This is a genomic window from Vibrio sp. 1580, from assembly GCF_033340055.1.
Genome location: NZ_JAWOVT010000001.1, coordinates 347,988 through 362,201 on the forward strand (window position 1 = coordinate 347,988; position 14,214 = coordinate 362,201).

Annotated in this window: 14 protein-coding genes; 3 read left to right on the plus strand and 11 right to left on the minus strand. The window is 43.4% G+C overall.

The features are described 5' to 3' along the window. Window positions 1-417: 417 nt before the first annotated feature. On the minus strand, window positions 418-1,677 hold the full coding sequence (locus R7093_RS01640) for a peptidoglycan DD-metalloendopeptidase family protein (RefSeq protein ID WP_033906942.1): 1,260 nt from the start codon (window positions 1,675-1,677) through the stop codon (window positions 418-420). 147 nt (window positions 1,678-1,824) lie between these two features. On the opposite strand from R7093_RS01640, the gene R7093_RS01645 reads away from it, so the two are divergent. Continuing rightward, window positions 1,825-2,697: an aspartoacylase gene (locus R7093_RS01645; RefSeq protein ID WP_047100907.1), complete on the plus strand. Its 873-nt coding sequence runs from the start codon at window positions 1,825-1,827 to the stop codon at window positions 2,695-2,697. 207 nt (window positions 2,698-2,904) lie between these two features. Here R7093_RS01645 and R7093_RS01650 read toward each other — a convergent pair whose 3' ends face one another. The 6 genes from R7093_RS01650 to R7093_RS01675 all read right to left on the minus strand — a co-directional run bounded on the left by R7093_RS01650 (window position 2,905) and on the right by R7093_RS01675 (window position 8,207). After that, window positions 2,905-3,918 carry a CobW family GTP-binding protein gene (locus R7093_RS01650; protein WP_021707804.1) on the minus strand — a complete coding sequence of 338 codons (1,014 nt, stop codon included), beginning with the start codon at window positions 3,916-3,918 and terminating at the stop codon, window positions 2,905-2,907. Then, on the minus strand, window positions 3,908-4,468 hold the full coding sequence (locus R7093_RS01655) for a carbonate dehydratase (protein ID WP_017821071.1): 561 nt from the start codon (window positions 4,466-4,468) through the stop codon (window positions 3,908-3,910). The genes R7093_RS01650 and R7093_RS01655 overlap by 11 nt, the downstream gene beginning before the upstream one ends. Window positions 4,469-4,512: 44 nt before the next feature. Then, a complete protein-coding gene (locus R7093_RS01660; RefSeq protein WP_047104476.1) occupies window positions 4,513-5,847 on the minus strand; it encodes a dihydroorotase in 1,335 nt (444 codons plus the stop codon). Between the two features lie 82 nt (window positions 5,848-5,929). Continuing rightward, a complete protein-coding gene (locus tag R7093_RS01665) occupies window positions 5,930-6,400 on the minus strand; it encodes a Fur family transcriptional regulator (RefSeq protein WP_017821073.1) in 471 nt (156 codons plus the stop codon). Window positions 6,401-6,404: 4 nt separating this feature from the next. Then, complete coding sequence (locus R7093_RS01670; protein ID WP_025767648.1) at window positions 6,405-7,073, minus strand: DUF1826 domain-containing protein; 669 nt, start codon at window positions 7,071-7,073, stop codon at window positions 6,405-6,407. Between the two features lie 339 nt (window positions 7,074-7,412). Beyond that, complete coding sequence (locus R7093_RS01675; RefSeq protein ID WP_047104473.1) at window positions 7,413-8,207, minus strand: AraC family transcriptional regulator; 795 nt, start codon at window positions 8,205-8,207, stop codon at window positions 7,413-7,415. A 122-nt stretch (window positions 8,208-8,329) separates the two neighbouring features. Here R7093_RS01675 and R7093_RS01680 point away from each other — a divergent pair, with 122 nt between their 5' ends. After that, window positions 8,330-9,136 carry a sulfite exporter TauE/SafE family protein gene (locus tag R7093_RS01680; protein WP_047104470.1) on the plus strand — a complete coding sequence of 269 codons (807 nt, stop codon included), beginning with the start codon at window positions 8,330-8,332 and terminating at the stop codon, window positions 9,134-9,136. A gap of 123 nt (window positions 9,137-9,259) precedes the next feature. Here the strand turns inward: R7093_RS01680 and R7093_RS01685 are convergent, their stop codons facing one another. From R7093_RS01685 to R7093_RS01700, 4 genes are all read right to left on the minus strand, one after another. Next, entirely contained in the window at window positions 9,260-10,462 is a 1,203-nt protein-coding gene (locus R7093_RS01685) for an alpha/beta hydrolase family protein (protein WP_252306312.1), read from the minus strand. A 223-nt stretch (window positions 10,463-10,685) separates the two neighbouring features. Next, window positions 10,686-10,988 (minus strand): hypothetical protein, encoded by a 303-nt coding sequence (locus R7093_RS01690; RefSeq protein WP_042521903.1) that lies wholly within the window; start codon window positions 10,986-10,988, stop codon window positions 10,686-10,688. A 205-nt stretch (window positions 10,989-11,193) separates the two neighbouring features. After that, window positions 11,194-12,132 (minus strand): alpha/beta hydrolase, encoded by a 939-nt coding sequence (locus R7093_RS01695; protein WP_047104468.1) that lies wholly within the window; start codon window positions 12,130-12,132, stop codon window positions 11,194-11,196. 72 nt (window positions 12,133-12,204) lie between these two features. Further along, window positions 12,205-13,119: an alpha/beta hydrolase gene (locus tag R7093_RS01700; protein ID WP_017821078.1), complete on the minus strand. Its 915-nt coding sequence runs from the start codon at window positions 13,117-13,119 to the stop codon at window positions 12,205-12,207. A 128-nt stretch (window positions 13,120-13,247) separates the two neighbouring features. On the opposite strand from R7093_RS01700, the gene R7093_RS01705 reads away from it, so the two are divergent. Then, window positions 13,248-14,177, plus strand: coding sequence for a LysR family transcriptional regulator (locus tag R7093_RS01705; RefSeq protein ID WP_047104466.1), 930 nt, complete (start codon window positions 13,248-13,250; stop codon window positions 14,175-14,177). The last annotated feature ends 37 nt before the right edge of the window (window positions 14,178-14,214 follow it).

The window sequence follows — 14,214 nt, forward strand, 5'->3', positions numbered from 1 at the left end:
AAAGATCACAGGGGCTGATTTCTCAGAACTCTCCTTCGTTTCTCATCACGTTTCATCACAAGCAAAGGTCTGACTATTGATAAAAATAATAAGTGGTTACAAAACGACCATTGCTTTGTTTATAAAATTGGAGAAAGATGACAATACAGCGATTTATAGGAGGTGGTGTTATGACTTTAGTTCTTACCGTTCTTATTTTCCTAAGTTGTATTGCGATGCTCGCAATTGGTGTGATGTTTTCACGTAGGCCGATCAAAGGCGGAGGTTGTTGCAAAGCGTCCGATGTTGCGGATGTGGGCACACGTAAAAGAAAAAATCGCAGTCATTATTCTTCTAGGAACACATATTGACACTCACCTATTGCTCCAACCTCACAACACAAAATAGCATAACTGAGCCCTAACAAATTGTCGGGACTCAGTTTTTCGTTTCTACTAGATAATCAAACTCTGATACTCGCGCCAAAAATGAAGGTTTCTGGATGTTAGGAAGCGACTTCGCGATAGGTAAGTCGGCTTTCATTGCATCAACCGGACGATTACGAACTAAAACTTCAAAATGTAAATGTGGTCCGGTTGAACGACCAGTATTCCCAGAGAGGGCTATTTTTTGCCCACGCTTTATAACTTGACCTTTTTTAACCAAGATTTTATTCAAGTGTAGGTAACGAGTTTTGTACACACTGTTATGTTCAATCACTAAATAATTACCGGCATAAGGGTGCTTGCGGACCGCAATTACTTTTCCATCCCCAGTAGAATAAACTGGCGCACCGATTGGTGTCGCGAAGTCCGTTCCGTTATGCGGGGTGACTCTTCCCGTCACTGGGTGTTTACGCTTGGGGTTAAACCCAGAGGTGATTCGGCGGTATGCCCTATCGACAGGATAACGGTTAAACGCTCGCTCCAAACTGTTACCAGCTCTATCATAGAACCGTCCATCCTCGGCTAGAAATGCAGCGACTTCGCCCCTCGCTAAGTTAAAAGAAATAGCCTTAATCTCACTATTGCCAGTTTTGTGTTCACCTAAATATTGCTGTTTCACTAATATATCGAAACGGTCACCGGCTCTAAGAGATCGCGCAAAATCAATCTTATCTTTCATCACCTGCGTAATATTTGCGACGTGGCCTGATGCCAATCCTACTCGATGTGCCGAGACTGAAAAACTCCCTTTGATTTCTCCCGAAAATAAGGTTTCACGCCATTCCCCTGAAATTTCCTGAAATTCGTAAGAGAAGGAGCCATCGTTTTCTCTAGTGTAGATAGCCTTCTCTACAAGGCTCATATGATAAATTAGTCGACTCAATTGCCCCATGTCATCCATCACTAATTCAAGCTCTTCTCCGGGCTTAATCATATCTAGCTGCAGGTGATCAAGATCAACTGAGAGAATTTGCTGCAAAATACCGTAAGGGAGACCCAATTGAGCGAAGATACCACTGAGCGTATCTCCCACTTTAACTATATAGTGTATTTGTTTAGGTTTAGGCAACGGAGTCAAACTGACATCTGAGGGAACCACTATCTTTGATGATGGAGGTGGTGACGAATCACTGCTTTGATTCAGTTGAACGCTGTGACTATCTTGATTTGGCTCATCCTCTGTAGGTAGAAGCAAAGCGACCGAAAAACAAAACACAGCAACGATTAAAGCAATAAATTTAAACTGACTCATGAGAAACTAAGTATCAATAATAACGATTGTTATGTTATAACATATCTAGGATTATTTTTACTCAGTTTAGTAAACGTTTATTCAGTTCACTGGATTGGCTAAGAGAAGACCAGTCATTCAACCCATTCTCTTTGAGAAGGCTCAATAATGAACACATTCAATTCAGCACTTATCGTTGCAGGAACACACGGAAACGAACTTTCTGGTATTTATTTACATAAACTAATCAAAGAAAAACGTTACTCTGTCAATAGATCAACCTTTTCAGCCTGCTCGATCATCGCAAACTCCGAAGCAGCAAAACACAACGTCCGATACATCGATACAGACTTAAATCGCGAGTTCTCAGCAATGAATAGCAATCATTGTCCTGATTTGCATGAAAGCAAGATTGCACATCAATTTATCGAAAAATATGCAAACCAAGAAAAACTGTTGATTGTTGACCTGCACAATACAACAAGCAATATGGGAGCGACGTTGATTTTGCTTTCTAACGATGTTTTTTATCGGAAACTGGGCGCGTACGTCAAACAACGAATGCCATCAGCACATATCCTTTTCGAAGAGCGAAAAGAATGGCAAGAGCAACCTTACCTTTGTACTGCTGGGCAATATGGAATAATGATTGAGGTCGGGGCGCAAGCACATGGTGCGCTAGAGTACAGTACGTTGGAGTTGATGAAACAGATGCTTACCGCAGTATTGGACTATGTTGAAAAGCACAACCTCAACCAAATAGGCTTACTGAGCGATTATGAGGCGTTTTTTTACACCGAAGAAATCAGGGTTCCACTTGATCAAGAGGGTATGCGGCAAGCACTAGTACACCCTACTATTTGTGGCAGAGATTTTGAGGCGGTCAAACCAGGAGCACCTTTATTAGCGACTTTCGCTGGTTATGATATCCATTGGAATGGCAAAGGGGAAATTTACCCGCACTTTATCAATGAGAGCGCCTACAGTACCGCAAATATAGCAATGGCCCTCGCTAAAAAAAGACGTGTTTCTTCCGTGTAACTTAAAGCAAGTAATTAGGCCACGTGTAACGTGGATACCTCACCCCATGAATAAAACTGTGCCTGAACCGCATAGGCAGAAAATACGGGTACTAACCCCACCCTAATACGGCAGCATAAGTGCCCTAAGCGCAGCTTTAAAAGAAACCCCACTAGAATTTTAAGGAGGTAAGACATTATGGTTAAAAGGAGAGTTTTCTCTTTTCTATCATGATGCCTTCTCCAAACATCGAAATAATCTATCTTCAAATTGGTCATCTAGACCGGAAGAGATCAGTTCTAGGCGGCTTTCTGAACACTCGTCTAGTTCAAACTCTGTGAGTCCATCTGATGTTAGATTGTAACCAAAAATACCGCTTCCCGTGATAAAAACCGCTTTCATTCGTTCGACCTTGAGGTCGAGCAGCAATAATCTCAGCTTTTGATGATCGAACACGTTTTCAGCGGATATACGCCAACCGATACTGTAGAAACCTTCCCCCTGATTGGTTGCTTTTAGAATGCCGCTCTCAGGCATAGGCAACTCAGGAACAAGTGACTTTTTCTCTCTTTCACGATAAAGAACAGAGGGCGTTTTTTGCACGTCAATACGAGTCGCTCCCTCACATTCATGAAAAGGGATAGCGCCATGTTCAGCGAAAATCACTTTTGTTTCCCGCAGACCGAGCTTTGCTATATAAGCCGTCAGCTTTTGCTCATCTTCATCTTGATAGAGATCGCGCTTATTACCTACCACTGTATCTGCGATAGTGATTTGCTGGTTAAACGTTTCATGCTCAGTGTACTTAGGATCCGATAGTTTACGTGCATCGACTAAAGTAATGTTTTTTTGCAAAGCGAGAATTTGACGATAATACTCGGTCGATAGCACTTGCAGTACTTCTTTAGGATGACCAAGACCTGTAGGCTCAATCAACAATCGATCTGGCCTTGCTTCAGACAATAATTGATTTAAGGCGATTTGCATCGGAAGACCTGCTGCACAGCACATACATCCCCCGGGGACCTCTCGAATAAACACTTGGTCTTGTTGTTTTTTTTGGCCTTGTAACAAGCTGCCATCAATACCAACTTCGCCAAATTCATTGACCAATACAGCCCAACGTTCATGACTCGGTTTATGGGTCAATAAGTGCATTATTGCCGATGTTTTCCCCACCCCGAGAAAGCCAGTGATGATGTTAGTCGGCACTCGCGAAATCAGTGGCTTATTAAAGTTCATTGGCAATTCTCCGGTAGCCTTGGACTAGTTCATGGTTGGCAGAAACGACGGATTCGGAAAAAGCTGAATATTCTGGCGGCACTTTAGAGATACTCTCTAAATCAAAACCGACACCAATATTGGTCATCGGTGGTACATGGAAATAAGCGGGTAAATCGAGGCCATCGACGACACAGTTATGACGAATAACACACCTCTCACCGATGACGCTATTGAACACGACGGAGTTGAAGCCAATGAAAACATCATCACAAACCTGGCAAGGACCATGAATAATCGAACGATGAGCAATGGATGAGCGCTCACCAATGGTCACCGCAGCCCCTGCCTTAGAGTGAATTACGACACCATCTTGGATATTGGTGTCACGTTTGATGACGATAGCTTCCATGTCTCCATGGTTATTAACTTCGTCAGCTCGAATAACAGCATAGGGTCCAATAAAAACGTTATCCTCAATAATGACTTTGCCACAGATAATAGCGGTTGGATCGATAAAGGCTGTTGAGGACACCTGTGGCATATGGCCCGTTGGGTTTCTTCTTAACATAATGCTTCCAGTTTGTTTATGGCTCTTTCTTTGCGGTCAGCGACTTAACGATTGAAGGATAAACGCATCGCTCCAGCTGGTTTATCGATGACTTTGTTATTGGCATAAACTAGCGCGCCATTGACCCAAGTCTTTTGAATTTGAGCTGAAAATTCATGTCCAGCAAAAGGCGACCAACCACAGTGATATAAACTGTTTTCGTTGCTAACTCGTGTTGGGGTATGAGCATCAACCAACACCAAATCGGCGTAGTAACCTTCACGAATAAAACCTCGGCCTTGAATGCCATAGCGAATGGCCGGGTTGTGCGCAGTTTTTTCGACTACTTGAGTCAAACTCATATGACCTAAACGGACATGCTCGAAGAGAGTAAGTAACGCATGCTGAACTAACGGCAGTCCGGCTGGAGCCTGCTCGTAAGGCACTTGTTTTTCTTGCCAAGTGTGAGGAGCGTGATCTGTTGCAATGATATCTATTTGCCCCGTATTTAACGCTTTTAACAACGCATCGCGGTCACTAGGAAACTTGATTGAAGGATTACATTTGATCAAATTACCAAGAGCGCCATAATCTTTGTTGCTGAACCAAAGATGGTGAACACAAGCCTCCGCGGTGATTGATTTATCTCGAATGTCTCCCTCGTCAAAAAGTGCTAGCTCCTTCGCCGTTGTGATGTGCAGCACATGCAGTTGGCTGTGATACTTTTTGGCAAGTTCTACCGCATAAGAAGATGAAGCGTAACAGGCCTCTTCGTCACGCAAAATGGGATGGTCTTCGATAGTGAAACCTGGCTTCTTAAGCCTTTGCTTTTGCTGGTTTTGTTTAATAACAGTCCCACTTTCACAATGAGTAACAATGAGTACTGGAGAGTCACGAAAAATTGACTCCAACGCTTGCGGATCTTCGACTAACAAATTTCCTGTTGATGCCCCCATAAATACTTTCACACCACAATGTTGTTTGGGGTTAAGTTGTTTAATCTGTTCAAGATTGTCTTCGGTTGCACCGAGGTAGAAAGAATAATTCGCAAACGAGCTTTCTTTAGCGAGAGCGAACTTGCGCTCTAACGAGTCAATAGTCGTTGTAGCCGGACTAACATTGGGCATTTCCATGTAGCTTGTAATACCGCCGGCTACCGCTGCCCGCGACTCGCTTGCAATTGTGCCTTTATGTGTCAGCCCAGGTTCTCGGAAATGCACTTGATCGTCAATCATGCCTGGCAGTAAATAAGCCCCTTTAGCATCAATTACAATATCTCCGTGTTGTACGGATATATTAGTAGCAATCTTGTCAATTCTTTGATCAACAATACGTAAATCTGTTTCGGTAATGGCTCCTTCGTTGACCACCCGAGCGTTTTTAATCAATGTTGCTGACATAATTCATTCTTTTAGATAATTTGAAAAGGTGGCCAATACTCGGTCACCTTGTGAAGCTATAAGGGGAGATCGTGTGTCTGCCTCATAGGGGGCGGTTTGCGCATTCATCGCAAACACAGGAAATCTCAAATTGTGGGCTAAGAACGGTGAAGCCTTCTTGTATGGCTTTCGCACATACGCTAGAAATAACATTGGCTTCAACCGCTATTTCACTAACCTTTCCACACTGAGAGCAAATCAAAAACTGTGGAACGCCATGCTCCTGATCGCACGCGATTTGAGAACAAACGACGTATTTACTAGATGTATTGAGCTTATGGACAAAGTGCTCTGCTTCAAGGAAATCGAGTATTCGATAAACCGACATCGCTTGAATGTTTTGAGAAAAGTTGTGATTGCAGTAGTCAACTAGTTCGTAGGCAGAAAGCGGCTTCTCCGCATATAGCAGCGAAGTCAGTATCAATTTCCGTTTAGTAGTGAGTTGTTTACCTCGCAGCAGGCAGATTTTCTCTACCTGCTTCATGACGTCATCTACCGTTTTGAGCTTTCTCATATCTCTAGATGAAATCCAATGTGAGTAGTAAGCGACGTTCATTATCTGCAACATGTGGAGAGCGATGTATAAGTCCAGTGGCTTCATTGCCTTCCCAACCACTTCCTTTGAGCAGGGCAACATCGCCAGGCTGCATTCGTCGTATGGCACTTTCAGAGTCGTATAAGCCCGATAGGTGATCAGGTTGACCAAGACTACCGGCACCGAGTTTAGTGCGATCAATGGTATCGTTGGTTAACCATTCGGTCGCTCGGCCGGTATAAGTTATGACAAGTCTGCAAGGCACACGATCAAAGTGAAATTTCGGGCACATCGGGCTGTCTAGGCGAGTTAGTCTCAAACCTGCTTCTTTAACCTCAAACAAACAGCAGAACATATCGACGATTAAAGCAACATCTTCACTCAGCGCATCAGCACACGCATAGCCCTCTAACTTGCTTCGTACCCATTGTGCAGCATCATCTGGCGTGACACTTTGTACCAGTGCCAATCTAGGCTCCTGAGCCAGCATCAGATTAATGTCCTTCGTCAACTCTTTCGAGAGCGTTCGCTGCCATATGGCAATATTGTGCTCTGGTTTGTAGATGTCGCTAAGTATGTTCGCTGATGTCGATATCGCCAACGATGATGTTGTTTGGACACGAAGCGGGTTCTCAACTACATCAATGCTCATATATCTTCCTCCCAAGCGTTAAAAAGGTCAGGTAAAGGTTTTAATAACGTTGATTTTCTAGGGCTATGAGACCTAGTAATCGTTACGATTTCGCTCTAGTTCACGGACATATTGACACAGTCCCACCCCATGTAGAGTCAAGTCAGACAGCGCTTGTGAAGAAATCAACGTTTACTCTCTCTCAATAGGAGACTACTGGTTGTGAGATCAATTCTTTAAACAACAAATTGTAGAGCCCCAAACAAGGAAATGTTATAACATAACAATTAATCTTTTCAATATTTACCTTTTTTGATTAAAGATAATTAGGGGAACATCATGAGCATGCGAGCACGGAAATTATATTCCGCGATTAGAAAAGTAACGCGTGGGTGAATCGCCATAGACCCGACGAAACATCGCAATAAAGTTACTGGGCGTCGAATAACCTAAAGCATGTGCAATATCTCCCACCGATTCCCCTCGAGCTATCATTTCTAATGAATGTATTAGCAGTACTTGTTGCCGCCATTCACTAAAACTCATGTTTAACTCACTACGAATCAATCGTCTTAACGTCCGAGATGAGACTGCCCCGATATTGGCCCAATGCTCCACAGAATGCTTGCTGTTTGGGTCTATTAAAATTGCTTGAGTAACTTTTTGCAGTCTCGGATCACTGGGCAGTGGGATGTGGAGTGACTCATGAGGGCTATTGACGATTTCATCGGATATTACGGCAAGAATACGTAAAGACTGTATGGATAGATCGTCTGTTTTACTCCATATCGATGCTCTAACCGATAGGGCTTTCAACACATCGCTCATTTGGATCACGCAAGGTCTCATTGGAAACCGCTCACAACTCTCTGGAGTAAACAGTAATGAACGACCTTTCAGAGAACCACAAAAATAAACACTGTGCATCGCACCCGGGGGGATCCAACCAGCTCGGTGAGGTGGTAGTATCCACGTTCCTTCATCGGTTTTGACCTGAATTAGCCCTTCATCTATACACAGTAACTGGCCTCGATGATGACTGTGCCAATTATGTGGCCGTTGATCCAAATGGTTGAAGTCGCTCCTTTCATGCTGCCACTCCTTAGCGATCAGTGCGGCACCATTTTTCCATTCGCTGTAATCAGAGTTTGTCACTTTATTTACTCAATTCCATTTTGGCCATTATTCATTATTTTCTGTCCTCTTAACGTTACCATAGCAAGTTAGCGTTCGAGTAACATTTTAGCAACGATCATTTTATCGAAGGCAGAACCATCATGAACGAACCTATCTTTATTATCTATTACATTACAGCAGGCTTGGGCATTGGCTTTCTCGCAGGACTCGTTGGTGTGGGTGGTGGTGGAATGGCCGTCCCTATTTTTGCGTTTCTATTTTCACTACAGGGAATAGCTGATACGGAAGTAGTGCATCTTGCGTTAGGGACATCAATGGCTTCGATGATTGTTACAACATTGGGCAGCATGCGCGCTCACTACAAAAAAGAGAATGTAGACTCGACAATGGTAGTAAAAATGTTGAGCGGAGTTCTAGTCGGAACATTTTGCGCCACATTCGTAGCATCGTATCTACAAGGAGTCTATCTGGCAGGCTTTTTCAGCGTATTCATGTTGTATGTTGCTTATAAGATGTTTCTCAACACTGAAAATGAGTACAACCCTAACCCACATGGGGCTATCGGTAATATCACTGTAGGCTCGGTGATTGGCTCTGTATCAGCACTTGTCTCTATAAGCGGTGCGGGGTTGATCATCCCCTATCTTGTCCAGCAAAATTTTGAGGTAAAACGTGCTATTGGTACCTCTGCTGCGATAGGTTTCCCTATCGCGCTGTCAGGAAGCCTCGGTTACATGTTAAACGGATGGGGAAACACAGATTGGAACAACTTAGTATTAGGATACATATACCTTCCTGCAATGCTCAGCTTCTCCATTAGTAGCTACTTAACTACTAGCCTCGGCGTGCGTTGTGCAGAGTATTTCCCAAATAAAGTTCTTAAGAAAATCGTTGGTATTTTGTGTGTTCTTCTAAGTTTCAAAATGTTGGTACAAGTACTTAGTTAGAGCAAATAACACGGTCACTAGTAGGCCTTGCACTATGGTGAAAGGATAAGCCTGCAAAAACTTACTTCTCGCTTTGCTGGTCCAAGCACACAATGTGTAAGAAAGCTCCTCATTGTTGCACTCTTATGACTTTGTTAACCTGGCCAGAATTACATCCAAAATGTGCTGATGATTGTCCTTTCTGGAAACCTCGTCACGCTCCTGGCAAAGTGCTTCCTCCCCTTCTGATGCGAGAATTTTAATGCCACGCTCAGTACATTCTGCGAACGCACTAAACTGACTCGCACTGGGGATCTCTTGAAATGTTACATTGGGAAGAGCAACAAGTGATTCGGCTGGTGTCAGTGCGGGATGTAGCCGATCAGAAAGCGTCACCACGGTGATAGCATTGTTCATCAAGGCCAGAGTTTCAGGGACAAAAGTTTTCGTTAGCTCAGGGTTGATAACGACGACCGATTTCAGTTTGTTTTCAGACTGAAATCGGGGGAATTTTTGATCCGGGATGCTGGTAATATCAACGTTATTTTCACGTAACCAATGACAGTCTACATTGGTGGCGTTGTGACACGATGTTCGATATTTCTCCGGGCTTATTTTCGCTCCGGAGAGCATCAGCATAGATGTGCCGCCCAGAAAAAAGCCGACCCCCTGCACTGCATCAGTATCTACGCCTCCGGACAGTATCCCGACCGAACTTAATTCGTTCAGCCCAAGCACCAAATCACTGGTTCTGAATGTGATTTCATCAACAGCCATTTCTGCATTGATTTCGTTCGGTGCAGGAGGCTTTGGTACCACAACGACATAACCTTGTTGCGCCAGGCTCGAGGCTATCCAACCACTGTGGGAAAACGCTGACCGTGTTCCGCCCTGCGACAAAAGCACAACGGGAAATTTTCCACTTGCTAAAGGGGCATCTAACTGCGTTTCGACTGATTTAAAAATGTTCCCCCTACCAAACGAGAAGTTGTTTTTTTCGTTCGTGGTGGGATACCAATAATAGACTTCCACAGGCTTGTCTCTGTCTTCACTGAATCCCGTTTTGACTGTTAGCGCAGAATGGTATTTCGGCTCATTCGTACTGGCGCTGACACTGACACACAATGTAGCGAGTAGAAAAGACATTATTATTTTGGTTTTCATTTTTCCCTCAGCCGGCAAACACATTCTTCTGCACGGAATCTGAAGATAACGAGCAGAAGAATATCCATATATTTTGCGAAACATAGCAATTAAGCTATTCATAGTCGAGGTAACCCAAAGAAAATGATAGACCGCTCCAGCTAGAGCCTTTCTTTTCAATAATTTTCTGCGGATATCCACCATGCAGAAGTTTGTACTTTACTCATTGTAAACGACTAATCATTGCCTCTTAAGGCAACATTAGAAAACCAACCGTATTCACAATCCATAACTCCATAACTCCATAACTCGTAGTTACACCGATGTATATCTAAGTGAGCTGAAGCTTCATTGCCCATCCAGTGCCCTTTGCATTTTTATAGCAAGGTAGCCAAGCACCATTTTATTACGGACCATTGCTGCGCGGCTAATGCTTTTGTTTTGTATCGTAACTGATTTGCTTACTGACGTTCTTTAGTTGCACTCCTGCCTTATTAAATGCCTTTTGAATAGTTGTGGAAACATGCTGGCGGCCCTCTCCTTCAAAAAAGTTAGCTCGATCTTGCTTCGTTTCGAATACGCAGACTATTTCTAAACTTTGTGGAAAAGAAGAGAATTTGACGGTATGAGTCACCCAAAGAAAGCCATCGTAGCCTTTTAGCGTATCTTCACAAACTTCGGTCAACACTTCTCTAATTAGATTCTCGACCTTCTTATCTGATTTGCGCATAAATTAAACTTCATTCCTATCTAAAGCCTTTAATTAGGTTTCAGTGTACATTGTCTTAAACAGTATTTGGCAGTGGTATTTAGCCAATAGCCTGTAGATGAGGTTATTCGCACGAAGATTTACCGACCTACTCGCTTCGAACTACATCTTACGCTGTTAAAAATAAGCGCTTTGCAACTCTACAAAACGCTTCTAACTTATTAGATTATTTTAAGTGTGTTTCAAGGAATGCAGAAACCTTGTCCATTGCAATGCCGACTGCTTCTGGATGGTCATACAGTTCATAGTGAGACCAGTTTCCCAAATTAACCAGCTGTCGGTCTTTTGATTGAACAGAGCGGCCATAAATTTCCTGCCCATCACGATAAGCACCAAACGCCCCGACTTTTTGCCCTACCACGGCCATAACAGGCTGAGTCAATAACGTTTCGGCAAATGCAAAGGCATCCCAGCTCAGTGTTTTCTGTGCATGTGAAAACAGCATACGAGTTGCACCACCTTCGGTTTGTCCACGTGATGTTTTGTAGTATTCAGTAGCTTCGAACACGTCTCGTTCTGTTAATCCATTTTCTTTTGCAAATTCAATATTTGGAGGAAGAAGTTCATCGATTTTCAGCTCTGAGCCGCGAGCTTCGGCTGTTCTCTGTGCAGCCATAGCTTCAAGATTGGCGATAGGGTCGTACATACTAAAGCCTTCACGGAACAAGCGACCTAAGTTAACAGGCGTAATACCTACGACAGCTTTCAAGCGCTTTTCGGTTAGGGCTGAATTGATCATGTAACCACCACCGCCGCAGATACCGAGTCCACCAATTCTATTCTCATCGACATAAGGTAAAGTCACTGCATAGTCGATAACGCGACTGATATCTTCAACACGTTGACTTGGGTCTTCTACGTAGCGAGGCAATCCCCCCGATTCTCCTTGGAAGCTCGCGTCAAATGCGATCACGACGTAACCTAACTCAGCAAGGGCTTTACCATAGACAGCGCTGGATGTTTGTTCTTTACAACTACCAAAAGGATGAACACTTATCATTGTTGGGTAGCGTTTCGATTCATTGAAGCCTTCTGGAAATAAAATTAATGCAGACATATCCCAAGCCATATCAGCATTTCTAAAAGTGATTTTTTGCATATTCATAATCAATACCTTAAGAGTAAAAAGCCTTGAGAGCAGAAAGGCTCGAAGCAATTGAGCCTTTCATCGGGAATATTAAAGAGTGCGTTGGAAGAAAGATGCGAGTTGGGATACTGCGTCATCGACGTATTCGGCAACATCATAAAGCGACATATGGTTTGCACCATCAATGGCATACAAGGTTTTATCTGAACTCGCTGCACGTTCTATCAGGTCATCACTCATCCATTTGCTGCCTGCGTCACTACCAACGACAGCAAGAATTGGCTGAGTTAGGAATGCTTCCGCTTTGTGGTACGCATCGTAAGTAATGATCTGGTTTAAGTTACGAGTTAGAGCAAAACCCGGCGCATTTGGATGTTCACAACGTGGTGTGTGGTAATACTCCCAAGCTTCGCGTAGCTCTGCATTTGAGGCATCTTCTTCACGCATCGGAGCTAGAGGAATAGTCGCGAATTCTGTACCATTCGTGTCGGTTGTGCGAGCATTCGAACCAAATTCTAAGTAACCAACAGCGTCAGCATCGTTAACCGAATTATCCCAACCATTACGGAACATTTGGCCAATGTTTACGGCACTAACCATACCCAGTGCTTTGATTCGACGATCATTGATCGCTGCATTTGCACTATAGCCCGCACCAGCACAAATCCCCATTGCGCCAATTTTATCGTTATCGACGTACTCTAACGTTGTCAGATAGTCGACGACTGCGCTCACGTCTTCAGTACTCGTGTAAGGGTTTTCCATTTGGCGAGGCTCACCTGTACTTTCACCTTGATACGAACGGTCAAACGCAATGGCAATTATGCCGCTTTTTGCAAGTTTACTCGCATATAGGCCTGCGGTTTGCTCTTTTACGCCACCACCTGGGTGTGAAACAACAACCGCCGCATATTGTTTACTTGCATCAAAATCTGTAGGGAAGTTGATAACCGCTGAAATCTCAATACCTTGACCATTGAGATTTTTGAAAGTGACTTTAGACATAGCGACATTCTCCATTAGAGGTTAACTGTTCATCTCAGGCTGACCTAAGCTTCGATGTAATATTAGTCAACACACTGTTTCGGATAAATATCGTTTTATCTACATGACTGTTTAGTTATACTTAACAAATGAGAATAGAACCTTCTTTAATTTCATCACTGACGTGGTTTGCACATATTGCTCGCCATCGCAGTTTCACTAAAGCAGCCTTAGAAATGGGGGTAACCCGTGCTGCCTTATCACAACACCTAAAAGCGTTAGAACAACAGCTACAAGTTCGGTTAATTAATCGAACCACCAGAAGTATGTCGTTGACTCAAGAAGGCCAACGTCTGCTTGATATTTTGCAACCTTCATTGATGAACATTGAGCAGGTCGTTAACGAATTGAACGACTCTCATCTTGAGCCTTCGGGATTAATCCGTATCAGTGTATCAAGAACCGCTGCTCGGCTGCTTATTGAGCCCTATCTAGGTGAGTTCCTCTCTCGTTATCCTAAAATACGCCTAGAGCTAATCATGGATGATGGGTTTTCTAACATCGTCGCAGAAGGCGTTGACGCTGGCATTCGCTTAGGATTAAGCTTAGATGAACATATGGTTGCGGTCCCTATTACTCCGCCGTTAACAACGGCAATAGTGGGCTCTCCTGAATACTTTAGGCAAAATGGACTACCTCAAACTCCTGAGGATTTAGAAGGTCACAATTGCCTTGCTTATCGTTTTACCTCTAGCGGAACAATTGATCATTGGTCGCTAACCTCTCCAGATGTTGCAAAGCGCACCCTCGTTTTCGAGCCTAAAGGCAATGCTATTTTTAATGATGACTATAGTATGTTACAAGCTGCAATACAGGGTGTGGGTTTAGTGAAGCATATTGATTTATGGGTGGAAAAGCACATAAATGAGGGAAGATTGACCCGAGTTCTGACACCTTGGTGCAAAGAGTTTCCTGGGTTTTATTTATATATACCTTCACGAGAGCATATGCCGAAAAAAATCCGCGTCTTGATGGATTTTTTAATCGAAAAGCGCGAAGCTCTGAAACTCAAAGAGTAATTACCAAATTGCTTTAAGTAAAAAAGCGAGCACGAGG

What these genes read in the sequence shown, in the direction of transcription:
- R7093_RS01640 (WP_033906942.1), bottom strand. Translation starts at nt 1,677, where the DNA reads ATGAGTCAGTTTAAATTTATTGCTTTAATCGTTGCTGTGTTTTGTTTT.
- R7093_RS01645 (WP_047100907.1), top strand. Translation starts at nt 1,825, where the DNA reads ATGAACACATTCAATTCAGCACTTATCGTTGCAGGAACACACGGAAAC.
- R7093_RS01650 (WP_021707804.1), bottom strand. Translation starts at nt 3,918, where the DNA reads ATGAACTTTAATAAGCCACTGATTTCGCGAGTGCCGACTAACATCATC.
- R7093_RS01655 (WP_017821071.1), bottom strand. Translation starts at nt 4,468, where the DNA reads ATGTTAAGAAGAAACCCAACGGGCCATATGCCACAGGTGTCCTCAACA.
- R7093_RS01660 (WP_047104476.1), bottom strand. Translation starts at nt 5,847, where the DNA reads ATGTCAGCAACATTGATTAAAAACGCTCGGGTGGTCAACGAAGGAGCC.
- R7093_RS01665 (WP_017821073.1), bottom strand. Translation starts at nt 6,400, where the DNA reads ATGAGAAAGCTCAAAACGGTAGATGACGTCATGAAGCAGGTAGAGAAA.
- R7093_RS01670 (WP_025767648.1), bottom strand. Translation starts at nt 7,073, where the DNA reads ATGAGCATTGATGTAGTTGAGAACCCGCTTCGTGTCCAAACAACATCA.
- R7093_RS01680 (WP_047104470.1), top strand. Translation starts at nt 8,330, where the DNA reads ATGAACGAACCTATCTTTATTATCTATTACATTACAGCAGGCTTGGGC.
- R7093_RS01685 (WP_252306312.1), bottom strand. Translation starts at nt 10,462, where the DNA reads ATGGTGGATATCCGCAGAAAATTATTGAAAAGAAAGGCTCTAGCTGGA.
- R7093_RS01690 (WP_042521903.1), bottom strand. Translation starts at nt 10,988, where the DNA reads ATGCGCAAATCAGATAAGAAGGTCGAGAATCTAATTAGAGAAGTGTTG.
- R7093_RS01695 (WP_047104468.1), bottom strand. Translation starts at nt 12,132, where the DNA reads ATGAATATGCAAAAAATCACTTTTAGAAATGCTGATATGGCTTGGGAT.
- R7093_RS01700 (WP_017821078.1), bottom strand. Translation starts at nt 13,119, where the DNA reads ATGTCTAAAGTCACTTTCAAAAATCTCAATGGTCAAGGTATTGAGATT.
- R7093_RS01705 (WP_047104466.1), top strand. Translation starts at nt 13,248, where the DNA reads ATGAGAATAGAACCTTCTTTAATTTCATCACTGACGTGGTTTGCACAT.